A 23,085-nucleotide genomic window follows, 5' to 3' on the forward strand; every position below is an offset into this window, starting at 1 on the left:
GTCGGACGCGTGGGCATGCCGCTACGCGCTGTCGTTCAATTCTGCGGTCAATGCAAATGCCCCTCCCTGATCGGTTCCACATTGCCGCGGATCATGAGTACGCCCGTGCTGCCGCAGAACGTCTGTTTGCTGCTGTTGAGCAGCAGCTTGTCGCCGTTCTGCCCAAGACCTGTGAGCTCCTGCACATTGGTGCGACGTCAGTTCCGGGATGTCTCACCAAGGGCGACCTCGACATCGTGGTCCGGGTGGAGCGCGAAGACTTCCAGGCCACGGAGGCCGCGCTCGCCGCCCGGTACGCGCGCAATTCAGGTTCGGTGCGGACCAACGAGTTCGCCGCCTTCGAAGACGACGCCAGCACGCCCCATCTCGGCATCCAGCTCACCATCAAAGGCGGAGCGTTCGACGTTTTTCACCGCTTCGCCGACGCGCTACGCGCCGATCCGGCTCTGGTGAGTCGCTACAATGAGCTTAAGCTGGCGTATGACGGGCAACCGATGGACCGTTACAGGGCCGCAAAGGACGCTTTCGTGACGGACGCGCTGCGTGGTCGCTCGGCTGAACCCGGGGACGAGCGCGGGGAGTGACGCGGCAGCTACGCCGCGCCGCGCAGTGTGGCGTCGAGGGCCTGCTTCAGGGACTCGATCTGGAACGGCTTCTGCAGTGCGGGGCGGTCGCGATAATCTTCCGGCACGCCCTGGGTGCCGTAGCCTGTGGCGAAGATGAAGGGGCGGTTCCGCGCCTTCAGCAGATCGGCGACCGGCGAGATCACCTTGCCGTTGACGTTGACGTCGAGGATCGCGATGTCGAATTCGGTGGCTTCGGCGAGCTGCAGCGCCTCGTTGATTTCGCCGGTCTCCGCGGCCACCGAGAACCCCAGCTCCTCGAGCATGTCGACGACCATCATGCGGATCATCGCTTCGTCCTCGACCAGGAAAACGGAGCCGCCGGTCGGACTCGGTGTCGTCATCGGGTGATGTCCTCGAGAAGGTGCTGTCGCGCCGGCCGATAGCACCGGCGCTTTCAACGAACACCGTCGCAAATAAGCGACGCGATGGCAATTGCAAGCTCGGCGCGCGCGTGCGTGACGGTCCGCACTTGCAAGGTTTCGTTCCGCACGCCAACACTCTGCTGAGAATCGCGCCAACTGGAACCCGACCGGGCGAGGCGCACGACCGATCGCGAGACCCGAAATGCCGAGCCCCGCGGCGCCGCCGCCCGAAAAGATGATGTTCCAGCTCAGCCTGCGGCGGCGTGGCATCAGCGATCAGGCGGTGCTGCGGACGATGGAGGCGGTGCCGCGCGACCAGTTCGTCGACCCCAACTATCGCGACGGCGCCTGGCGTGACACCGCGCTGCCGATCGCCTGCGGTCAGACCATCAGCCAGCCGTTCGTGGTCGCCTTCATGACCGAGCAGCTCGAGCTGCGGCCGCGCGACCGCGTGCTCGAGATCGGCACCGGCTCCGGCTACCACGCCGCGGTGCTGTCGCGGCTCGCGGCGGACGTGCTCAGCTTCGAGCGCTTCAAGACGCTCGCCGACCGCGCCCGAAAACGACTCGCCGAGATCGGTTGCCGCAATGTCGAGGTGGTGTTCGGGGACGGATTCGATCTGCCGGAGACCGCCGGCACCTTCGACCGAATCCTGGTGACCGCCGCCGTCCCCGAGCTGCCCGAGCGGCTGCTCGAGCGACTCGATCCCGGCGGTGTTCTGATCGCGCCGGTCGGACCACCGAACGGTCGACAGAAGCTGCTTCGTGTGCGCCACACGCCGACCGGCGATGAGCACAAGGTGCTGGGCGAGGTCCGTTTCGTGCCCGCGCTCCGCGGCACTGCACGCGAACTCTGAGCGCGCTCGGTTTTTCGATTTCTCAGCGTCAACAAGCGGTTTCCTCGCAAGGTTAAACGGTTGTTTACTGGCGCGGTGTTTACTCAATTTACCAATCGTATTGCGTATGAGTGAGTAACCATGTCCCGCGTTGCCGCGTTGCTTTGCTCGCGCCGCGCCCCGCAGATGGCGGTGCTGGCGTTGATGTCTGTCGGTTTCAGTGCGTGCAGCGCCGACATGCAGACACGCTTTCAACAGGCCCCGTTCGGGCCGGTTGAGACCACCGGATCGGTGGCGCCCCCACAACACCGCCAGGAACTGCCGCAATACGCGCGGCCCCAGTATCAGTCCCAGCCGCAATACCAGTCGCAGGCGCTGCCGCCGATCACGGCGCCGTCGTCCTATCCGGTGGCGAACGGGGGCGGGGGCTACTCCGGCGGCGGTCGCGGTGTTGCGTCCTACGAACCGCCGGCGCGTGCGCCGCTCGATCAGACCGGCACCGTGCAGGCGCCGCGCTCGGTCGCTGCAGCCCGGCCGATGCCTGCCGCTGCTCCCGCCGCCGCGCCGGTGCATGCGCCCGGCACCACGATCATCGTCGGCACCAGCGACACGCTGGAAATCCTGGCGCAGCGCTACAACGTCTCGACCGCCGAGATCCTGCGCGCCAATGGCTACAAGGGGCCGCGGCGGCTGCAGCCGGGCCAGCAGCTGGTGATCCCGAGCCGCACCACGGCGACCGCCCAGGTCGCGGCTCCGATCGCCGCGCCGGTGGCTGCTCCGCCGGCTCCGCGTCCGGTCGCGACCGCTGCGCCGGCTCCAGCCCGGGTGCACTACGTCAACAACGGCGACACGCTGATGAATATCGCGCGCCGCAACAACATCTCGCTCGGCGAGCTGGCGCGTTACAACAACCTCACCACCACGACCAAGCTGAAGCCGGGCATGAAGATCAACGTGCCGGGCGCTCAGGTCGCTGGTCTCGCGCCGGCACAGCCTCCGATCCAGGCCCCAGCCGCCGCGCCGATGGCTGCCGCGCCGATGGCTGCCGCGCCGGTGCGGATGGCCAACGTCGCTCCGACTGCGCCGGCCGAGCCGCCGCAGAAGGCCCGGATGGTCGCGCCGACCGAAACGCCTGAAGCCGCTGCGCCCGCCGAAGCTGCGCCGGTGAAGGCGGCCGAAGCAACTGGCGCGCTGCCGAGCTTCCGCTGGCCGGCCCGTGGCCGTGTGATCGCGGCCTACGGCGCCAAGACCAACGGCAAGTCCAACGACGGCATCAACCTGTCGGTGCCGGAAGGCACGCCGGTGAAGGCCGCCGAAGATGGCGTTGTCGCCTATGCCGGCAGCGAGCTGAAGGGCTACGGCAATCTGGTGCTGATCCGCCACTCCAACGGCTACGTCTCGGCCTACGCCCACGCCAGCGAACTGATGGTGAAGCGCGGCGAGACCATCAAGCGCGGTCAGGTGATCGCCAAGTCGGGCCAGAGCGGCGAGGTGTCCTCACCGCAGCTACACTTCGAAATCCGGAAGGGATCGACCCCGGTCGACCCGCTTAAGTTCCTCAACGGCGCCTGAGCAACGCGGTTGAGCGATACTGGGGAAGAAGAAATGCCCGGCCCGAATGGCCGGGCATTTTTATTTGATGCCGCGATCCATGAAGCCGAACTAACAATCTTTAGGGACGAGGCCTCGTCCGCTTCGGATTCGTGGGGCGAATGAGGCCGCTGACGAAAGGCCTGATCGCGTCGAGCACCGGACGTTGGTCACCTGCGAAGAACCAATGGTCGTCGCCATCGAGCTCGACAAATTCGGAACCGGCGATCCGAGCGGCCATGTCGCGTCCCGCTGCGATCCGGACAGCGCGGTCGCCGCGGCGATGCAACACCAAGGTCGGCACAGTGAGTTGGGGCAGCAGCTCCAGGACGTCGGCGTCGCGCAAAGCTGCCAGCACCGCCCAAATGCCGCCGGGACTGGAAGCCGCGCGGAGCAACCCGGCCCACCACGCTTTGGATTTGGCGTCGTGCGCGAGGCTGGGGCCGAAGGTCTCGATGCCGGCTGCGCTGCCCCATGCGCCGATCAGCTGCCGGCGCCAAACCTCGTACTGCTCGACCGTCAACGCATACGGGTAGTTCGGGGCACGGCAGCCTTTGGCAAGCGAGCCGAACAGGATCAGGCCGGCGACGAGGCGGGGATGACCGACCGCGAATTTGATGCACGCCGGCCCGCATTCGGACGCACCGAACAGCACGACGCGGCGCGCCCCTGCGGCCCGCAGCACGGTGCCGATATCTTCGGCGGTGACGTCGACGTTCGGAGCCGAGCCGACCCGGTCGGACAGCCCGACGCCGCGGCGGTCAAAGATAATCAGCCGGCCGAGCGCCATCATCGAAACGAGAAAGGCCCGGCACGACGGATGCTCCCAAACCCGTTCGACATGCGAGACGAACCCCGGCATGACCATAATGTCGAGCTCGCCGCTGCCGAAGGTCTGGTACGCCAAGTGGATGCCGTCGCCTTCAGCATAGCGCGTCGCCGGGACAGTGAGAGCGGCGGGCGTCGCCGCCTCATGCATCAACTCCTCGGTTTCGGTCTCGGGCGTCACACCGAGTTCATCGCGCAGGCGCCGGGTCAGCGCGGCGTGATGGCGTTCCGCAGCCCGCCGGTCGCCTGCCAGCAGCAGACTGCGGATCAGATGGCGGCCGTAGATCTCGCTGAGCGGGTCTAATTCAACCAGACGCGTCGCGCGAGCTGCGGCTGCGGCGTGATCGCCGGCGGCGTTGCTGTCCTGCACCAAGCGCTCCAGTGCGTGCAGGTAGCGTCCGCGCAGCGCCTCGCGGCGGAAGAACGCCCACTCCTCGAACTCGGCGCAGTCCGGCAATGCGAATCCGGCGAGAAAATCGCCGTGATAATAGCCGCAGGCTTGCGCGAAATCTCCGCGCTCACAGGCGGTTTCGAACAGCTGCGTATCGACGCTGAGTTCGATCGAGGGCGACCAACGCAGGCTGGTGCGGTCGGTCTCGAACACCGGCTGACCCAGCGCCTGCTCGATGCGGTGCAGCAAGCGCCGCAGCCGCGCGCGGGCAACGTCGATGGCGCTGTCCGGCCACAGCAGGGTGGCGACGACGTCGCGGGACACGACTGCGCGCGCTTCTGCGAGATGCACCAGCAGCGCAAGCCCCTTGCGAAGATTGAGCCTCACAGGACCGTCGAAGCTGCGGATCTCGGGAAACCCGAAGGTTTGGAGCTGAAATCCGGTCAAGACATCAGCCTCAGTGCGACCCGGCGCGGGCCGAGGGGACGGGCAGGGGACGGTGCCGCGGTAGCAATCGTGCCTGATCGCCGTCGAATGGCGGTCGTGACCGCATCGCCTGCCGCCGTCGGCGGCGGCCCAACCGGAAACGCACTCATGATCAAACGCCTCCTGATCCCGACCTACGGTCTGTTGAGCTATGCCGTGTTCCTCGTCTCGATGATCTACGCGCCCGGCTTTTTCGGCAACACGCTGGTGTCGAAATCAATCGACGTCGGCGGCGCGTCCAGTCCGGGCCAAGCCGTCCTCATCAATCTGCAACTGATCGGTCTCTTCGCGATCCAGCACAGCATCATGGCGCGCCAGCGCTTCAAGCAGTGGTGGGCAAGGCATCTGCCCGCATCGTGCCAGCGCAGCACCTACGTGCTGCTGACGAGCCTGCTGCTTCTATTGCTGTTCTGGCAGTGGCGGCCGATTCCAGTCTTGGTCTGGAGCACCAGCGGCATCGCGGCTTGGCTGCTGGTCGTGCTGTATTGGCTGGGATGGGTGCTGGTCTTGGCGTCGACCCACATGATCGATCACCTCGATCTGTTCGGGCTTCGCCAGAGCTTCTCAGCGCTGCGCGGCACCGAGCCTTTGCGCCCAACGTTCCGGACGCCCATCCTGTACAGGTTGGTACGGCACCCGCTGATGCTCGGTTTCTTGATCGTGTTCTGGGCGACGCCTGAGATGACCGCGGGTCATCTGCTGTTCGCGGTCGTCATCACGATCTACATCCTGATCGCGCTGCAATTCGAAGAGCGCGATCTGATCGCCGAATTCGGTGCGACCTACCAGCAGTATCGCGAGCGCGTTCCGATGCTGCTGCCTGGTGTCCTCCGCCGAACCGCACGACGGCGCCCCGCTGGACAAGGCGGCGCCGTGCGCGATGAGAGCGGAGCGGCTGTTTCGCCACCATCCGGCGGCTGAGCCGCCGGATGGTGGTAGATGAACCGCTAGGCGTTCCGACCGGAGTTAGCGATCGAACTTGTAGGATGCCTGCACGAAGGTGCCGTAGCGCTCGACGCGGATCGGCAGCAACTGGGTCGGCACCGGGCTGCCGAAGCCTGCGGTGTCGACGTCGGTCGCCCACATCGCCCAGTAGCGGCCACCGACACCGACGTTGAACCTCGAGGTGATATCGTAAGTCAGAATAGCTTCGAGCTGAACTCCGCGGCCGGTGCCCCAGGCCGGCGAATTCTTATCGGCGACGTCGGTTCGGTTGTGATGGATGTCGAGCGCTGAAATATGTGTGTAGGGCAGGTACGCCGCGTCGACGACCAGCTTGGTGTTCGGCGCGACAGCCAAAGTGCCGTTGGCGCCGATCCGCAGCGAGTGCCAGTCTTCGTACTGGCTGATCGAAATTCCATCCGACGATCCGCAGAATGCTGTCGGAACAGCAAGCGCGATCTGGTGGCAATTGAACGCGTCCTTGCGGTCGCGGTAGAAATTGTAGCCGGCGAACACGCCGAGCTTGCCGAGCGTGTCGCTGAACAGATCAATGCCCACGTCCAGCGTCGCGTACCCAATCGTGCCGGTGACTTTGTTGTGATCCGTGTTCGAATACGCCGTCGCGCCGTTCGGATCGGTTGGGAACCAGTCTTCGTCGTTCATCTTGCCGGCCACCAGCCCGCCGCCGCCGGCAAATCCCTTCAGAAACAGCTTTTGCGGACCGTCGATCCGCCAGAACACTTCGCCGGAATGACCGTCGCTCTCGTAGGTGAGGCGTGACACCAGATGCTCCTGGAGCGCGCTGTTGGTGCTCATCGTCAGATCGTTCTGATAGCGGCCGTGGCTGTACCAGTAACGGGCGCCGACTTCGAACTGCCAGGCCGACCAGCGATCGGCCGCGTGCGCTTTCACCGGCAGCAACGGCGCCTGATCGAAACCGCCGTCGCCGCGGCCGAAGTAATAGTTCAGCCCGAGCTTGATCAGGTGCATGTCCTGATGCACCTGCGTGGGTGCGCCGGCGGTGTCGACCAGGGTATTGGGGTTGAACGGTGTCTGCAGAAAGCCGCCGCCGGGCGTATCGATGCCGCGGTGACCGAAATTGGCGTAATCGTATTCGGCGCGCACCGCCCAGCGCGACGACAGCGCGTACTCGATCCCGGCGCCGACGGTCCAGCCCCACCGCGTGGTGTCGAGCTCCGCCGCCGGCTGATTGAGATAGTCGGAGGCGTTGGTCGTCATCCGGAAGTTGCCGACCAGAACCGCGCCGCCGCCTTTGACGTACATCAGCGAGCGCCCGTCGGGCCCGAAACTGTGGCCAAGCCGGCCGGTGAGGGTGCCGAGCATGTGCTCGCGCACGCGGCAGTTAGCCGAGACGAACTGACCGGAATACGCAAGGCAGGTGTCGGTGCCGTCGGCGTCGATCGCCGACGCATCGACTTCGACACCAAACACCCAGGGCGAGCCGGGAGCCTGCCAGTTGTAGCCGGCCTGCAGACCGGCCAGGGCTTTGGGGGCGCGCACGGTGTCGCCGTAGATCGACGGTCCAAACGGGTTGTCGACCTTCGCGGTTCCAAATCCGGCGCCGAGATGGCCGCCGAGATAGAAGCCGGTCCAGCTCCAGGTCGGAATGGCTTTGACGGCCGGAGGCCGCGACAGATCCGCAGCTTGCGCAGCGCCGCAGGATGCGGCGAGCACGGCAGAAACACAGATGATGGACGTGCGCACGGCCTTTGCCCCCAAGGTCGCATGATCGACGCGGTAACACGACCGCCAGCGCGGCGGCGCGTGTCCGCGAATCGAGACTGCAGTTTAGGGACGAGATGTTGGGTTTGCGAACTCGGTAAGCTCCGAGTTCGGTTCGCCTGTTGATCGAACCGAACTCGTGAAGGCAGTTACTTGGTTCCGAGTCGCACTTTGAGACGGCCGGCGAGATCCTGCACGAACTGCCAGGCGACGCGGCCGGATCGGGAGCCGCGCGTCGTCGACCATTCCAGCGCTTCGCGCTCGAGCTGCTCGTCGTCGATCGCGATGTCGTAGTGCGCGCAGTAGCCGCGCACCATCGCCAGGAATTCATCCTGGCTGCATTTGTGGAAGCCGAGCCAGAGGCCGAACCGGTCGGACAGCGACACCTTTTCCTCGACCGCTTCGCCCGGATTGATCGCGGTCGAGCGCTCGTTCTCCATCATGTCGCGCGGCAGCAGATGCCGCCGGTTCGAGGTCGCGTACAGAATGACGTTGTCGGGACGGCCCTCGATGCCGCCTTCGAGCACGGCCTTGAGCGATTTGTACGAGGCGTCGTTGCCGTCGAACGACAGATCGTCGCAGAACACGATGAATCGGAAGTCGGAGGCGCGCAGTAGCGTCATCAGCGCCGGCAGGCTCTCAATGTCCTCGCGGTGAATTTCGATCAGCTTCAGCCGGCCGGCGACGTCGGGCCGCGCGTTGACATGCGCGTGAGCGGCTTTGACCAGCGACGATTTGCCCATCCCGCGCGCGCCCCACAACAGCGCGTTGTTGGCGGGCAGGCCGGTCGCGAACCGCTCGGTATTTTCGATCAGCGTGTCGCGCATCCGGTCGACGCCCTGCAGCAGCGACAGATCGACCCGGCTGACCCGGGGAACCGGTGCGAGACGCCCCTCGGGCTGCCAGATGAACGCATCCGCCGAATTCAGCGCGGCATCGGCCGGGGCGGCGGAAGTGCCCGCCAGGTGGGCGGAAATGCCCTCCAGGGCCTTGGCGATCCGCTCCAGCAATGCGCCGTCCAGGGGCGCGCCGGGGGATGTCCCCGACGGGCGGCGCTTTGTCGCCGCTGCACGGGCGGGCTTGCGGGTGGCGGACTTCGGGGCGGCTTTGGCGGGGCGGGATTTTGTCTTTTTGGCCATGCTTGCACTTCCTGATGTCGCAGCCATATCGGGCCATGTCACCCCCGGCAACCCACGGAAATGGGAGCGCTATGAGGCGGGTGGCAGCGTTGCAATTGGGACCGCGGCGGTTATAGTCCGCGCGAATTTGCGCCCCCCGGCCGACGCTTCCGCGCCGGGCCGGCTCGCTTGCTTTCACGGGGAATCCGAATGTTCGTTACGCCCGCTTACGCCCAGGCTGCTGCCGCCGGCGGCGACGCCAACAGCATGATCATGTCGCTGCTGCCGTTCGCGCTGATCTTTGTCATCATGTATTTCCTGATCCTGCGCCCGCAGCAGAAGAAGGTCAAAGAGCACGCCGAGATGGTGAAGAACATTCGCCGCGGCGACACCATCATCACCTCGGGTGGTCTGGTCGGCAAGGTCACCAAGGTGATCGACGATGATACCGTCGAGTTCGAACTCGCGGATGGGATTCGCGCACGCCAGATGCGCCAGATGATCACCGGCGTCCGCAGCAAGGGCGAACCGGTCAAGGATGCTCCCGAAGCCAACGGCAAGGCTAAGGGCAAGAAGGACAAGGACGCTCCGGCCAAGACCGAGGGCGACAAGACCGAGCCGGCGAAGGACGACACGGCGTCGAGCTGATGCTTGGACGCGCCGCCTATTTCGGTTTCTGACGGGACAACTCGATGCTTTATATCTCACGGTGGAAGGCGCTGGCGATCATCCTGACGGCGCTGGCAGTGTGCCTTTGCGCCGTTCCCAATTTCTTCCCCGAGAGCACCGTCAAGAGCTGGCCGAAATGGGCGCAGCGACATCTGGTGCTCGGCCTCGACCTGCAGGGTGGCTCGCACATCCTGCTCGAGGTCGACGCCAATTCGGTGAAGAAGGACAAGCTCGATTCGGTTCGCGACGACGCCCGCCGGGTGCTGCGCGAAGCCCGGATCGCCTACACCGGTCTTGCGACCAAGGGGGACTCGGTCGAGGTCCGGATCAGCAAGGACACGGACGTTCCGGCCGCGCTCGCCAAGCTGCGCGAGCTGTCGCAGCCGCTCGGCGGTCTGCTCGGCTCCAATGGCCAGCGCAGCCTCGAAGTCTCCGACGCCGGCGGCGGCCTGATCCGCCTGACGGTGCCGCAGGCCGCGATCGCCGACCGTGTCCGTCAGTCGGTCGACCAGTCGATTCAGATCGTCGAACGCCGCGTCAACGAACTCGGTACCGTCGAGCCATTGATCCAGCGCCAGGGCGCCGACCGCATTCTGGTGCAGGTGCCCGGTCTACAGGATCCGACCCGGCTGAAGGAGCTGCTCGGCAAGACCGCCAAGCTCGACTTCCGTATGGTCGACAGCTCGGTCTCGGGCGACCAGGCAATGGGTGGCAACGTCCCGCCGGATTCGGAGCTGCTGATGAGCGCGTCGTCGCCGAAGCAGCCTTACGTGATCAAGAAGCAGGTGCTGGTGTCGGGCGCCGATCTCACCGACGCGCAGCCCGGCTTCGACCAGCGCACCGGCGAGCCGATCGTCTCGTTCCGCTTCAACACCAACGGCGCCCGCAAATTCGCCCGCGCCACCACCGAGAACGTCGGCCTGCCGTTTGCCATCGTGCTCGATAACGAGGTGATTTCTGCTCCGGTGATCCGCGAGCCGATCACCGGCGGCTCCGGTCAGATCTCCGGCAGCTTCACGGTGCAGGGTGCCAACGACCTGGCGATCCTGCTGCGCGCCGGCGCGCTGCCGGCACCGCTGACCATCATCGAAGAACGCACCGTCGGTCCGGGCCTTGGCCAGGACTCGATCGAGAAGGGCGAACGCGCCGCCTATGTCGGCTCGATCCTCGTCATCGTGTTTATGCTACTCACCTACCGGCTGTTCGGCGTGTTCGCCAACCTCGCGGTGGCGGTCAACGTCGCGATGATCTTCGGCATTCTGTCGTTGCTCAACGCCACCCTGACGCTGCCCGGCATCGCCGGCATCGTGCTCACGGTCGGCATCGCGGTCGACAGTAACGTGCTGATCTACGAGCGCATCCGCGAGGAGATTCGCGCAGGCCGAAACGCGATCTCGGCGATCGACGCCGGCTTCAAACGCGCGCTGGCGACGATTCTCGACTCCAACATCACCACCTTCATCGCCGCCGCCGTGCTGTTCTATATCGGCACCGGTCCGGTGCGCGGTTTCGCGGTGACGCTTGGTATCGGCATCATCACCACGGTGTTCACCGCCTTCACTTTGACCCGACTGATCGTCGCGACCTGGGTGCGCTGGAAGCGGCCGCACCACGTGCCGATCTGACGCATCGAATCCGAGAGAGCCACACGTGACACACTGGATTTTGGTCGGGCTGGGCGTTCTGATTGCGGTGCTGACGGTCGTCAGCATCTTCGGCTGGCTGCCGTCGCTGCGCATCGTTCCCGACAACACCCACTTCGACTTCACCCGCTTCCGCCGCATCAGCTTCCCGATCTCGGCGGTGCTGTCGATCGCCGCGATCACGCTGTTCTTCACCCACGGGCTGAATTTCGGCATCGACTTCCGCGGCGGCACGCTGCTCGAAGTCCGCGCCCATTCCGGTGCGGCCGATATCGCGGGCATGCGCGACACGCTGAGCAAGCTCAACCTCGGCGACGTGCAGCTGCAGCAGTTCGGCGGTCCGGCCGAAGTGTTGATCCGTATCGCCGAGCAGCCCGGCGGCGACCAGGCCCAGCAGGCGGCGGTGCAGAAGGTGCGCGCCGCGCTCGGCGACTCGGTCGACTATCGCCGCGTCGAAGTGGTCGGCCCGCGTGTCTCGAGCGAGCTGCTCGCGTTCGGCATGCTCGGCCTGATGGTCGCGATCCTGGGAATCCTGGTCTATCTCTGGTTCCGGTTCGAATGGCAGTTCGCGCTCGGCGCGATGATCGCCAACGTGCACGATATCGTGCTGACGATCGGCTTCATGTCGATCAGTCAGGTCGACTTCGACCTGACCTCGATCGCGGCGCTGCTGACGATTCTCGGCTACTCGCTGAACGACACCGTCGTGATCTACGACCGTATCCGCGAGATGCTGCGGCGCTACAAGAAGATGCCGATGCCGCAACTGCTCAACGAGTCGATCAACTCGACGCTGTCGCGCTCGATCATCACCCACGTCACCGTGACGCTGGCTCTGCTCGCGCTGCTGTTGTTCGGCGGCCATGCGATCCACTCGTTCACGGCGGTGATGATGTTCGGCGTGGTGCTGGTCGGCACCTACACCTCGATCTTCATCGCGGCACCGATCCTGATCTATCTCGGCGTCGGCACCCATCGGCTCGACGAGCCGGCTGAAAAGCCGGCGAAGCCCGAGCCGGTCGCGCCGCCCGCGGCCGAAGAGGTTCCGGCGCGGTTTGTCGATCCGGAGCCGACCGCACCGGCCGCCAACCCGGCCAAGGCCGGTAAGCCGAAGAAGCGGTAAGTCAGGCGGGCAGGGCTGCTGGTAAGAGGCAGCCCCGGCCGGCTTGTTTGAACCGTTGCCGTGCCACCGCATTGACGCGCTGTCGCCGCTCGCTGCCGAGCGGCGCAAACCTGTAGGGTGCCGCCATGACGCCAACGCTCGACGTAGGACGCTAGCTCGTGGCGCAGCGCTCCGAGTCTCCGCACTTTCCCCGCATGGCTGCGGTCGACGCCTACGGCAAAGGCGGGTTCTATTTCGCCGACATGTCGCATCAGGGATCGCTGCTGTTTCTGCCCGATGCGGTGTGGGGCTGGGACGTGACCAAGCCGGAACAGATCGACCGCTACAGTCTGCAGCGGGTGTTCGACAACGCCAACGCGATCGACACGCTGATCGTCGGTACCGGCGCCGATGTCTGGATCGCGCCGCGGCAGCTGCGTGAGGCGCTGCGCAGCGTCAACGTCGTGCTCGACACCATGCAGACCGGTCCAGCGATCCGCACCTACAACATCATGATCGGCGAGCGGCGGCGGGTCGCCGCTGCGCTGATCGCGGTGCCATGAGTGAGACGGCCGACACCGGCGCTGCGGCGTTCTGCGCCAATTTGGTGCGCGAGGCCGATTTCGACCGCTATGCGGCGACGCTGTTCGTCCCATCCGAGAAACGCCGGTCGCTGCTGGCGCTCGCTGCCTTTAACGCCGAGATCGTGCGGGTTCGCAGTCAGGTCAGCCAGCCGCTGCCCGGCGAGGTCCGGCTGCAGTGGTGGACCGATCTGCTTGCCGGGTCGGCACATGGCGGCGCCGAAGGCAATCCGGTCGCGGCCGAGCTGACCCGGGCGATCGCCGAGCACAGGCTGCCGATCGAACCGCTGACGCGGCTGATCGAGGCGCACATCTTCGACCTGTATAACGACCCGATGCCGGACTGGACGGTGCTCGAGCCGCATCTGGCGGAGACCGACGGGGCGCTTCTTGCGCTCGGCGCCCGCGTTCTTGGCCACGCCGCCGCGCAAGTAGAAGCGATCGATCACATTGCACGGCACGCCGGCGTCGTGGTCGGAGTCGCGCGCATCGTGGCGCGGCTGCCTTATGATTCCGCGCGTCGCCAACTCTATCTGCCGAACGATGTGCTGCAGCGGCACGGCTGCGACTTGGAGCAGGTGTTCGGCGGCCAATCGGCCCCCGCGCTGAAAGCCGCGCTCGCCGATGTCTTTGCGGACGCCCGCAAGCATCTCGATCAGGCGATGCAGGAGCTGACCGAGCTGCCGGCTTCGGTGCGCCCCGCCTTCCTGCCGCTGGCGCTTGCGCGCGGAGATCTCGACCGGCTGGCGTCCCCGGAACGCGATCCGTTCACACCGTTCGAGCGTTCGCGCCTGGCGACGTTATGGACGCTATGGCGAGCGAGCCGGAGCAAGCTGTTTCGTATGTAACGGACCGCTCTCCGACCAAGTACAAGCTACAGACCTCTCCCCGTCATTGCGAGGAGCGAAGCGACGAAGCAATCCAGCGCTGTGCATGAAGCTCTGGATTGCTTCGCTCCGCTCGCAATGACGGAGAAGACTGGTGCGCCTTCAGACAGCGACGCGCGACGAACGACTACGCCGCCTTCGGCAACTTCAGATGCGCGGTGATCCAGCTGTCGATGTCGGCGAGGGCGCGGGCGCTGAGGGCCTGCTTCTTGGCGACCGACTTCTCCGGACCTCGCAGGCGCTTGCCATCCGGGCCTTTGGTCGGCGGGTTGGCGAGCGGCGGGAATAGGCCGAAGTTGATGTTCATCGGCTGAAACGAGCGCGGGCCGGCATCGATGGTCTCGATGTGGCCGCCGGTGATGTGGCCGAGCAGGGCGCCGAGCGCCGTGGTCGGCGGCGGCGGAGCAAGCGGCGCTCCGAGCACGTCGGCCGCTGCGGCCAGGCCGGCGAACAACCCGACGCTGGCGGATTCGACGTAGCCCTCGCAGCCGGTCATCTGACCGGCGAACCGCAGCCGGGGCGCCGCGCGCAGCCGGAGGCTTTCGTCGAGCAATTTCGGCGAGTTCAGAAACGTGTTGCGGTGAAGGCCGCCAAGCCTTGCGAACTCAGCATTTTCAAGCCCCGGGATGGTACGGAAAACACGCAGTTGCGCGCCGTGCTTCAACTTGGTTTGGAAGCCGACCATGTTGTACAGCGTGCCCAGCTTGTTGTCCTGGCGGAGCTGCACGATGGCGTAAGGCTTGACCGTCGGGTTGTGCGGGTTGGTCAGGCCGACCGGCTTCATCGGGCCGTGGCGCAGCGTCTCGCGGCCGCGCTCGGCCATCACCTCGATCGGCAGGCAGCCGTCGAAATATGGCGTGTCCTTTTCCCAATCCTTGAAGTCGACCTTCTCACCCTCGATCAATGCGTCGACGAAGGCGTCGTACTGCTCGCGGGTCATCGGGCAATTCAGATAGTCGGCGCCGGTGCCGCCGGGGCCGACCTTGTCGTAGCGGGACTGGAACCACGCCACCGACATATCGATCGAGTCGCGGTGCACGATCGGCGCGATCGCATCGAAGAACGCCAGCGCACTCTCGTCGGTGAGGCTGCGGATGGCGTCGGCGAGCGGCGCCGAGGTCAGCGGGCCGGTCGCGACCACAACGCTGGCCCATTCCTGCGGCGGCAGACCATCGATCTCTTCGCGGCAGATCTCGATCAGCGGATGCTCCGCCAGCGCCTTGGTGACCGCGGCCGAAAAGCCATCGCGGTCGACCGCCAGCGCGCCGCCGGCCGGAACCTGGTTTGCGTCGGCCGCCTGCATGATCAACGAGCCGAGCTTGCGCATCTCGGCATGCAGCAGCCCGACCGCGTTGTTGGCGGCATCGTCGGAGCGGAACGAATTCGAGCACACCAGCTCGGCAAGGCCATCGGTCTTGTGCGCCTCAGTGGTACGGACGGGCCGCATCTCATGCAGCACCACACGCACCCCTGCGCGGGCGATTTGCCAAGCGGCTTCCGAGCCGGCGAGGCCGGCGCCGATGACGTGAACGACGGGTGAGGCGGAGGGGATGCTGCTGGTCATCGGCTACAGCTAGCTTGTTTCGGTCGCGGGTCAAATCCCGTTTGCGACGCTGCGAAACTGCTCGACTCTTCTCCACAAACGACAACGCCCGCCAGGAGGCGGGCGTTGGCCGTAGAAGGCAGAAACAGGCGGTCGGGTCAGCCGTTGTAGTGACCCGAAGCGACGCGCGGGATGTCCGAACGGTCAAGTCCGATGTCGGCCAGTTCGCGATCGCTGAGCTGGGACAGCTCAGCGACGTTGCGCTGGTAGTCCCGGAACGCGCGGATCGCGCGGATGAGCGAAAGCAGCATGGGATGGTCTCCTTGTCCACGATTCAGTTCTTCGGAAGAACCGAAGCGTCGAAAGGAATATAGGCGACGAGTCGGGAATCCAGCAGCGTAAATGCTGCACCGCAGCTAATCCGTGGATGCATACCGCCGGGAAGGAATGATTAACCCTTCTGCGCTGGCCCGGCCTCCGAGATCTGCTTGCAGCTTGGGGCGAGGACCTGCCGATCTCGCGCCTCGGGGGCTTTCGAGCTGAAATATAGTGCATTTTCAGCGCAATCTTACTCTGATCTCCGCCGCTTAGGATGTCTCACCGGAAATCTAGTGCCGGTCAGCTCCGCCGTCCGGGTTAAGACCTTCGGACAATCTGGTCCGTTCCCATGCACTATACGCATAAATACGGAGGTCGTGAATGAGTATTCATGGCGAATCGAGCAATTTGATCTGCCGCAATGCACAAAACGGCCGCCGACCTCTGAGAACGATCGGCGGCCGAGGTGGGGAGCTTGCCGACGAGTCGGCTCAGGTCCCGTTGCGCTTCCATTGCAGCAGGTTGGCCGGGAAATCAGCGGCCGACCGCTTGAGCGGGCTGGGCGGCGGCAATCGCGGCGGATTGGGGTTCGGTTCGACCGCCTTGCGGTACAGATGCCAGGTGGCATGGCCGAGCAGCGGGATCACCACCGCGAGCCCGAGGAAAGCAGGCACCGAGCCCGCCACCAGCAGCAGCGCGACGATGATGCCCCAGGCGGCGATCGGCAGCGGGTTGACCGCGACCACCCGGAGGGAAGTGGCCATGGCATCGCCGATCCCCGCATGCCGGTCCAGCATCATCGGGAACGCCACCACGCTGAGGCACAGCGCCGCCAGCGCGAACAGGAATCCGACGGCGCAGCCGACCAGGATCAGGCTCCAGCCCTCCGGCGTGGTCAGCACCCGCCGGGCGAAGTCGGGGATCGCAGCCGCCGGGGCATAGCCGAACAGCGCGACGTAGATTGCCTGCGCCGCCGCCAGCCACACCAGAAACAGTGCCAGCAGGATCGCGCCGAAGCCGAGCATTGCGCCGAGCGATGGTGACCGCAGCACCGCCAGGGCATCCGATGCGAAGGCCGGTTCACCAAGTTCGCGGCGCCGGCTCAGCTCATACAGACCGAGCGCGGCGAACGGGCCGAGCAGCGCGAAGCCGGCAGCGAGCGGAAACAGCAGCGGCAGCACCGCGTAGCCTTGCACCAGCCGCGCCAGCACCAGGCCCAGCACCGGATAGATCAGTACCAGCATCACGGCGTGGCTCGGCACCGCCTTGAAGTCCTCCCAGCCTTGCCGGAGCGCGGCGCCGAGATCGGCAAAGCCGATGCGGTGGACTGCGGGGGCGGCCTCGTCCGCAGCGATGGCGGACGGAGCAGAAGAATAGGTCGTAGCCATGCGTAGCGTCCTCCCATGTTCGACAGTGGTGATCACCGGCCGTTACGCCAAAACGGCGGGCCGGGCGCTTCTTGCGCGGAGACGAACGATCAGAAGGAGCCAGACGCGAGAGCAACGAATGAACTGGTCCTGTGACCCGAGCTTGCCGCGACCTGTGAAGGTATCCTAACGCCGCTTATCAGCAGTCGTTGCTCAAGCTTTGGTGAGCTCTCGATGCTGCAGTGCGAGGAAATTTAGTCACTACACGTTCGCTCAATTCTGTTGGTACGCTCTGCAGTGATCCGCGCGCGGAACCCAGATGGTGTCAGCGCTGTTGATGTCGACGATGCGTGGCATCGCAACAGGGGGAGACAGCATGAGCATTTTCGGCAAGATCATGAGCGCGATTTTCGGCGACAGCGCCGCTGCGGCGCCAGGTGGCGCAGCCGCGCCAGCGCCGGCACCGGCGACGACCGCTGGCGCAGGCACCGCGCCGGCGCCGACTGCACCGCAGCCGACGGCCGCACCGTCGGTCGACGTTGCGCCGATCCTCGACAAGGCGGTCAAAGCCAAAGGCGAGAAGCTGGAATGGCGCACGTCGATCGTCGATCTGATGAAGGCGCTCGATATCGACTCCAGCCTGTCGGCCCGCAAGGAGCTCGCCAAGGAGCTCGGCTATAGCGGCGACATGAATGACTCGGCGTCGATGAACATCTGGCTGCACAAGCAGGTGATGAGCAAGCTGGTCGCCAACGGCGGCAAGCTGCCGCCCGAGATAAAGCACTGATCCACACGGCATCTTGGATGGTCGGCCGTGCCGCTCGCTTGCGGCACGACATGGCCGCGCCGGATGCGCTACGCCTCGAAGATCCTGAACACCGCGCTGGTGGTCACCAGCAGCTTGTCGCCGGCGAGTGCTTCGGCGTCGATGAAGGCGAGGCTGCGCGACAGCTTCTTCATGGTGGTGCGGCCGGTGATCCAGCCGCCCGGCTCGATCGTGGCGATGAAGCGGCTGTCGAGCGACACCGTTGCGCAGCGCCGCTGCCCCGCCAGCACCACCGAGAATCCCAGAATGGTATCGAGGAAGCCGAGCAGCGCGCCGCCGTGCAGCACGCCGTTGGGATTGCCGTGGCGATCGTCGCTGAGGAAGCCAAACTCCGGCTGGCTGTCGCCGCTCTGCCGCCAGTAATACGGGCCGTTGGTGCCGATATAGCCGTCCTGAACGGCGAACGGTTGAAAGCCCGGCGGCGGTGACACGGTCATTGGCGGCTCCTGCGCGGAGCGCGGCCGCAGGAGATCACAGGATTGGACCGGCGGACCGCGCGCGGTGGAACCGATGCCACAGCGCGCGGCGGCGGGCAATCGCCGGACCGTCGCAAACGGTCCGGCCAAGTCCTCACGCGGTGAGGTCGGCGTATTCCGGGTGAGCGTCGAGATAGTCTGCGACGAAGCCGCAGCCGGCGCTGACCTTGGCACCTTCTGCACGGATCAGATCGAGCGCGCCGCGCACCAGATTGGAGGCGATGCCGCGGCCGCGCAGTGGCGGCGGAGTCTCGGTGTGGGTGATGACGACGCGGCCGCCGGTGCGGCGATAATTCGCGAATGCAATCTCGCCATGGGCGTCGAGTTCGAAGCGGTTCAGCGCCTTGTTGTCGCGCACGTTGGCCGCGGCTGTGGTCCCGCTCATAGCGTCTCCTCGTGTTCAATGTCCGGCGCGCGGCAGGAGCCGTGTGCCGTTGGCTGTCAAGGTGATGCCGGCCCCGTTGAAATCAAGGGGACGGCGAGGTGGCGAGCGCGGCGTCGTTGCGACGCAGGCCACGATGGATGGTGCGCAGGGTAAGGCCACACCGCGCTGCGCCGCGCAACCCGGACAATCCCGGAGGCGGCGGTGAAGCGCGTGCGCCACCGCACCACAATTGTCATGGCGCCGAGCGGCAACGCCGGCAGCTTCGATTAGTTCTTCAACGATGCCTCGAGCATCTGTCGCACCGACCACGCCTGACCGTCGACGCTGCCGCGGATGTCGTCGATCCGCCATGACGTGCCGTCGCGCACCAGCTCGTAACGGATCACGCCGTCGGCGGCGACCTTGCGCGACTGACTGCCGATCAGCGCCACGGCCAGCGTCGCGCGGGCCTCATCCTGGCTCTCGGCCTTGATGACGAACGATTTGATGTCCGGGTCCTGCGAATTGCTCACCGGATCGAAATCGATCGGCCCCATCTCGCCTTGCGGCACCTTGGCCTCGGCCTTGGTCCACATCGCGGCCAGAGACTTCGACAGATACTTGCCGCGCTCCTTGGCGTTGTTGACGAAGGCGCCGCCGGCATTGTCCTTGGCGGCCGCCTTGTAGAGCCGCGTCAGCAGGGCCGCGGGATCGGCCGTGGCCGGTTTGGCTGCAGATGCGGCGGGCGGCTGCGCCAGGGCCTGCGCAAGCGCGGCAGCGGGCAGGGCCATAGCGGCGGCGAGGCAGGCGAGTGCAGCGAAGGCGGAGCGGCGGGTGAGCATGGCGGATCCTGTCGGCAGCGAGGATCGCGGCACCGGCTCAGTCGCGGCCCTCATCCGGAATATTCAGCACGGTGCCGCACGCCTTGCAATGCACCGCATCGGCATCGTGGCGCTGCAGCCCGCACACCGGGCAGGGGAAGCGCACCTTGTTCGGGCTGATCAGCGCCCGCGCAAGATTGAAGAACAGCGTGACGCCGAAGATCATGATCACCACGCTGATCATCCGCCCCAGGGTGCCGGGCAGGGTGATGTCGCCGAACCCGGTCGTCGTCAGCGCGGTGACGGTGAAGTACATCGCGTCCGCGTAGTTGGCGATCTGCGGATTGCTGAAACGTTGGGTCTCGAACACTATCGCCGTCATCACGAAGATGAACACCGCCAGCCGCGCCACTGCGATCACGACCTCCTCGTGGTGGCGGAAGAAGGCGCTGTCGCTGCGCAGCCGGGTTAGCATCTGATAGTCCTGGAACGCGCGCAGCGTGCGCAGGATCCGCAGGAAGCCGGCCCCCTCGCCGGGCAACGGCGCCAGGAACGAGCCGATCGCCACCAGATCGGTCCAGGTCGCGAGCCGGCCGAATTCCCGCATCGGCCTGCGGCTGGCATAGAGCCGCGCCAGGAAATCGACCAGGATCAGCACGCCGAACCCGGTATCGAGCGCCTCGACGATCGGATTGGGCGGCAGAAATGACGTGCCGACAATGAACAGGATGGTGACGACATCGAACGCCAGCAGGCCGTAGCGGAACGCCACCCCACGCGGCGTCGCGCCGTCGTACAGCCGCCGAACGGCGAGTCGGACATCGTGCAGCGTCATGGCCGATTATTGGCCTGGGAGGGGCAGCGGAGGCAATGGGGCGCGGAGGTGGCGACGGCCAGTTACATTGCGTGCAGGATGAGGACGACGGACAGCTCTACTTCCCGCAATTCCAGACCGGCCCGATCGGCGTCTGTGTCCAGCACGGCCCGAAGCTGCCGCCGTTGTAACGGCCGCGATAGAAGCCGGCGCGGCCGAGATAGCGCCACTCGCCGCTCCATGGGCCGTTCCAGCGATAATAGTCCGGTATCGGGTCGATGTACCATGGCCGCTTTGGCCGCAGCATCGCCCGCTGCGCCGGCGACAGCTTCTGCATGAACAGCGGCACCGAATTGCTCGGCGGCTGCACGTAGCCGGGCAGGCCGCTGCTCTGCGCGCGCTTGGCGTGCTTCTTGTGCGAAGCCGCCGAGGCGGCGGCGGGGAGCAGTGCGAGGGCGGCGGCGAGTGCGAGGGAGGTGAGGCGGAACATGGGGGGAGTTTAAACGCGCTGGGGCGGAAGGGCGATTGAAATTCCGGTCGGAGTGTGGCCCGCATGAGCCAGGCGATACGCGGACTGCCACCAAAGCCCCGGTGCCGTTTCGCCCACCCGGGGCTAGCTTGCTCGTTAGTGACGGTCGACAACGAGCTCATCAATGAACGTCGCCCGGCGTCGCACATAGCTATTTGTCAGGTGACTTCCGTCGGGAAGGTAAACGAAGCGATTTCCATCAATGATCTGGCATGATGAACTGCAAATCCAGTCGGCGGGGTCGATCGCGTCGATTTCAAGTCTTTTCGCGAGGGAACTGAGCTGGTTGTTGAGAGAACGAATGTCCGATATCGCATCCTGGCGCGGGATAGGTTGTGTTGCAGCATCGAATGCCGCGCGGAGTTGGTCGCTGGTCGTGAACGGGTTTCGGTCGAGCTTCGGTGTGAATCGGCGATCGAGTGGAATCTGGAGGATAAGCGTCAGGTGGGCAAGTCGCGACCGAAGCTCGGAAAGATAGCTCTCAAGCGCAGCGAGACCGCGGTCGACGTCAGCCGCCGTGGAGATCGGTTTTCCGTCCAGAACGATATTGTCACGTTGTGGAGCGAGGTAGCAATGCCAGCACGCGCCAACGACAAGACTGGTTTGGGGGGTCAACCAATGCTCCAAGATATCGAACATCGACGGACATTCCAGCTTCCCGGAATTGGTCAGTCCGCGGACCGGGGGGCAGCCGGGAATCGCAATGAATAAGACCTCAATCTCGCGCAGATCCAGTGTGGAGATTCGGGGCCAATACTGAATAAGATTACTGTCACCAAGGAATACGACCCGCCGCCCGGTGGGCGAGCCTGTGCGATAGACGTGCTGCTCTGGATTGTGCCATCCGGTTGGAGGCCACACGAACTCAGTTTCCAACGTGCCAAACTGCGCTGGGAGTGCTGTAGTCAGCCGGCTGACCAATAATCCGCGATACGCTGAAAGCGCCATGATCGCCGTGACTACCATCGTGGCCAGCAGAATCAGCGGCGAGAGTTTGTAACGGCGAACATTGAGTTCGACACACTGATAGATCAGCCACGCCGCTGCGAAGCTAGTGAACAGCGCAAAGAGGATCCATTCTGTCGGAGGCCGTCCAGGAGAGACGAGTGCGATGAATGACAGAATGGGCCAGTGAACTAGATACAACGGATAGCTGATCAAACCGACGCCGACCGCCAGCGGGTTCGAAAGTAGTCTGACCACATAGCGAGACCCCGGCGCAAACGCGATAACTATCGCGGCACCCGTGGTCGGAATCAAAGCACGCCAGCCAGGGAAAACGTCGCGGCGATCTGTCAATATCATTCCAGCGACGATCAGCATGAGCCCACCGGCAATGGCTGCTTCACATCCCAGACGTCCAATGCAATGGTTGACCGGCGCGTCACTGAACTCGCCCCATTTTGACGAATGGCTGAGATAGGCGAGCACGCCCCCTATACTCAGCTCCCATACACGCGTGACGGGCAAATAGAAGGCGGCGGTTGGATGCGTTGGCGACAACGAGATGCTGAGAGCCAGCGATCCAGCGAACGACAGAACTAGAAGAGGGACTAAGAGACGCCTGAAGCGCCAAACCAGCATCAACAGCAGCGGCCAGACGATGTAGAATTGCTCTTCAACACCCAGAGACCATAGATGCAGCAACGGTTTCTTTTCCGCCGCGGCATCGAAATAGCCTGCCTCGGAGAGATTAAGGAAATTAGAAATGAAGCTGGCACCTGCCAGAACGTGCTTGCCGACCTGCTCAAACTCATCTGGTAGAAGCATGAACCAGCCAGCAAATAAGCATAGCAGTAATATGATGAGCAGAGCCGGGAAGATACGGCGAATTCGTCGCGTGTAGAAATAACCTATGGTAAAATGTCCGGCCGAGAGTTCGCGGAATATGATCCGAGAGATTAAAAATCCGGAGATTACGAAGAATACGTCAACGCCGGTGAATCCGCCCGGTAACAATGCTGGGAAAGCATGAAATATTAGAACTCCCAGAACGGCGATTGCGCGAAGCCCATCAATGTCGGGGCGATACTCCCGGGGCAGGTAAGGCATTGATTCAAACGAATCCGCAAACGTCTACGACGGGATGCTATATCACCTCATTGTCAAATATTCGGCCGCAGCATGCAAGCTCCCCGTGAGTAGTTTGTCTTCTGTCGGCGAAGCAATCGCCTTTGTTCAGGCTCGCGTCCTAAAGCTGCGCACCGACGCATCGTTGTCAGGC

Annotated in this window: 23 protein-coding genes; 10 read left to right on the plus strand and 13 right to left on the minus strand. The window is 64.9% G+C overall.

Features of this window, described 5'->3' with window-relative positions:
* Positions 1-56: 56 nt before the first annotated feature.
* The gene (locus DY467_RS00235) at positions 57-584 is read left to right on the plus strand and encodes a GrpB family protein (protein ID WP_164633578.1); all 528 of its coding nucleotides are present in this window, start codon (positions 57-59) and stop codon (positions 582-584) included.
* Between the two features lie 8 nt (positions 585-592).
* Here the strand turns inward: DY467_RS00235 and DY467_RS00240 are convergent, their stop codons facing one another.
* Positions 593-967: a response regulator gene (locus tag DY467_RS00240; RefSeq protein WP_011158390.1), complete on the minus strand. Its 375-nt coding sequence runs from the start codon at positions 965-967 to the stop codon at positions 593-595.
* 223 nt (positions 968-1,190) lie between these two features.
* Here DY467_RS00240 and DY467_RS00245 point away from each other — a divergent pair, with 223 nt between their 5' ends.
* Together DY467_RS00245 and DY467_RS00250 are read left to right on the plus strand one after the other, a co-directional pair.
* Positions 1,191-1,844, plus strand: coding sequence for a protein-L-isoaspartate(D-aspartate) O-methyltransferase (locus tag DY467_RS00245; RefSeq protein WP_164633579.1), 654 nt, complete (start codon positions 1,191-1,193; stop codon positions 1,842-1,844).
* Between the two features lie 120 nt (positions 1,845-1,964).
* Positions 1,965-3,395, plus strand: a complete 1,431-nt coding sequence (locus DY467_RS00250) for a peptidoglycan DD-metalloendopeptidase family protein (RefSeq protein WP_164633580.1) — start codon at positions 1,965-1,967, stop codon at positions 3,393-3,395.
* A 100-nt stretch (positions 3,396-3,495) separates the two neighbouring features.
* On the opposite strand, the gene DY467_RS00255 is transcribed toward DY467_RS00250, so the two are convergent.
* The gene (locus DY467_RS00255; RefSeq protein ID WP_164633581.1) at positions 3,496-5,079 is read right to left on the minus strand and encodes a bifunctional AfsR/SARP family transcriptional regulator/alpha/beta hydrolase; all 1,584 of its coding nucleotides are present in this window, start codon (positions 5,077-5,079) and stop codon (positions 3,496-3,498) included.
* Between the two features lie 147 nt (positions 5,080-5,226).
* Here DY467_RS00255 and mddA point away from each other — a divergent pair, with 147 nt between their 5' ends.
* Positions 5,227-6,039 (plus strand): methanethiol S-methyltransferase, encoded by an 813-nt coding sequence (mddA, locus tag DY467_RS00260; protein WP_164633848.1) that lies wholly within the window; start codon positions 5,227-5,229, stop codon positions 6,037-6,039.
* A gap of 45 nt (positions 6,040-6,084) precedes the next feature.
* Here the strand turns inward: mddA and DY467_RS00265 are convergent, their stop codons facing one another.
* The gene (locus tag DY467_RS00265) at positions 6,085-7,785 is read right to left on the minus strand and encodes an outer membrane protein (RefSeq protein WP_164633582.1); all 1,701 of its coding nucleotides are present in this window, start codon (positions 7,783-7,785) and stop codon (positions 6,085-6,087) included.
* A 167-nt stretch (positions 7,786-7,952) separates the two neighbouring features.
* Complete coding sequence (locus DY467_RS00270) at positions 7,953-8,942, minus strand: ATP-binding protein (protein ID WP_164633583.1); 990 nt, start codon at positions 8,940-8,942, stop codon at positions 7,953-7,955.
* A 189-nt stretch (positions 8,943-9,131) separates the two neighbouring features.
* Between DY467_RS00270 and yajC the strand changes: the two genes are divergently transcribed.
* From yajC to DY467_RS00295, 5 genes are all read left to right on the plus strand, one after another.
* A complete protein-coding gene (gene yajC, locus DY467_RS00275; RefSeq protein ID WP_107344740.1) occupies positions 9,132-9,569 on the plus strand; it encodes a preprotein translocase subunit YajC in 438 nt (145 codons plus the stop codon).
* Between the two features lie 44 nt (positions 9,570-9,613).
* A complete protein-coding gene (gene secD / locus DY467_RS00280) occupies positions 9,614-11,215 on the plus strand; it encodes a protein translocase subunit SecD (RefSeq protein WP_107344739.1) in 1,602 nt (533 codons plus the stop codon).
* Positions 11,216-11,240: 25 nt separating this feature from the next.
* Complete coding sequence (gene secF, locus DY467_RS00285) at positions 11,241-12,356, plus strand: protein translocase subunit SecF (RefSeq protein ID WP_164633584.1); 1,116 nt, start codon at positions 11,241-11,243, stop codon at positions 12,354-12,356.
* Positions 12,357-12,550: 194 nt separating this feature from the next.
* The gene (locus tag DY467_RS00290; protein WP_205501902.1) at positions 12,551-12,898 is read left to right on the plus strand and encodes an Mth938-like domain-containing protein; all 348 of its coding nucleotides are present in this window, start codon (positions 12,551-12,553) and stop codon (positions 12,896-12,898) included.
* Positions 12,895-13,764 carry a phytoene/squalene synthase family protein gene (locus DY467_RS00295; RefSeq protein WP_164633586.1) on the plus strand — a complete coding sequence of 290 codons (870 nt, stop codon included), beginning with the start codon at positions 12,895-12,897 and terminating at the stop codon, positions 13,762-13,764. The genes DY467_RS00290 and DY467_RS00295 overlap by 4 nt, the downstream gene beginning before the upstream one ends.
* Before the next feature lie 166 nt (positions 13,765-13,930).
* Here DY467_RS00295 and trmFO read toward each other — a convergent pair whose 3' ends face one another.
* From trmFO to DY467_RS00310, 3 genes are all read right to left on the minus strand, one after another.
* Entirely contained in the window at positions 13,931-15,367 is a 1,437-nt protein-coding gene (trmFO, locus tag DY467_RS00300; RefSeq protein WP_164633587.1) for a methylenetetrahydrofolate--tRNA-(uracil(54)-C(5))-methyltransferase (FADH(2)-oxidizing) TrmFO, read from the minus strand.
* 137 nt (positions 15,368-15,504) lie between these two features.
* Entirely contained in the window at positions 15,505-15,657 is a 153-nt protein-coding gene (locus DY467_RS00305; RefSeq protein WP_012496279.1) for a DUF1127 domain-containing protein, read from the minus strand.
* 498 nt (positions 15,658-16,155) lie between these two features.
* Positions 16,156-17,052, minus strand: a complete 897-nt coding sequence (locus DY467_RS00310; protein ID WP_164633588.1) for a DUF2189 domain-containing protein — start codon at positions 17,050-17,052, stop codon at positions 16,156-16,158.
* Between the two features lie 355 nt (positions 17,053-17,407).
* Here DY467_RS00310 and DY467_RS00315 point away from each other — a divergent pair, with 355 nt between their 5' ends.
* Positions 17,408-17,818, plus strand: coding sequence for a DUF3597 domain-containing protein (locus tag DY467_RS00315; RefSeq protein WP_164633589.1), 411 nt, complete (start codon positions 17,408-17,410; stop codon positions 17,816-17,818).
* A 68-nt stretch (positions 17,819-17,886) separates the two neighbouring features.
* On the opposite strand, the gene DY467_RS00320 is transcribed toward DY467_RS00315, so the two are convergent.
* The 6 genes from DY467_RS00320 to DY467_RS00345 all read right to left on the minus strand — a co-directional run bounded on the left by DY467_RS00320 (position 17,887) and on the right by DY467_RS00345 (position 22,913).
* Positions 17,887-18,294 (minus strand): PaaI family thioesterase, encoded by a 408-nt coding sequence (locus tag DY467_RS00320; protein WP_164633590.1) that lies wholly within the window; start codon positions 18,292-18,294, stop codon positions 17,887-17,889.
* A gap of 133 nt (positions 18,295-18,427) precedes the next feature.
* Complete coding sequence (locus DY467_RS00325; protein WP_164574137.1) at positions 18,428-18,718, minus strand: GNAT family N-acetyltransferase; 291 nt, start codon at positions 18,716-18,718, stop codon at positions 18,428-18,430.
* A gap of 266 nt (positions 18,719-18,984) precedes the next feature.
* The gene (locus tag DY467_RS00330; RefSeq protein ID WP_164633591.1) at positions 18,985-19,539 is read right to left on the minus strand and encodes a DUF3828 domain-containing protein; all 555 of its coding nucleotides are present in this window, start codon (positions 19,537-19,539) and stop codon (positions 18,985-18,987) included.
* Between the two features lie 37 nt (positions 19,540-19,576).
* Entirely contained in the window at positions 19,577-20,353 is a 777-nt protein-coding gene (locus DY467_RS00335; RefSeq protein WP_164633592.1) for an ion transporter, read from the minus strand.
* 97 nt (positions 20,354-20,450) lie between these two features.
* A complete protein-coding gene (locus DY467_RS00340) occupies positions 20,451-20,822 on the minus strand; it encodes a hypothetical protein (protein WP_164633593.1) in 372 nt (123 codons plus the stop codon).
* Between the two features lie 135 nt (positions 20,823-20,957).
* A complete protein-coding gene (locus tag DY467_RS00345) occupies positions 20,958-22,913 on the minus strand; it encodes an acyltransferase family protein (protein ID WP_164633594.1) in 1,956 nt (651 codons plus the stop codon).
* Positions 22,914-23,085 lie beyond the last annotated feature (172 nt).

Source organism: Rhodopseudomonas sp. BR0G17 (assembly GCF_010907025.1).
Lineage (GTDB): Bacteria > Pseudomonadota > Alphaproteobacteria > Rhizobiales > Xanthobacteraceae > Rhodopseudomonas > Rhodopseudomonas palustris_H.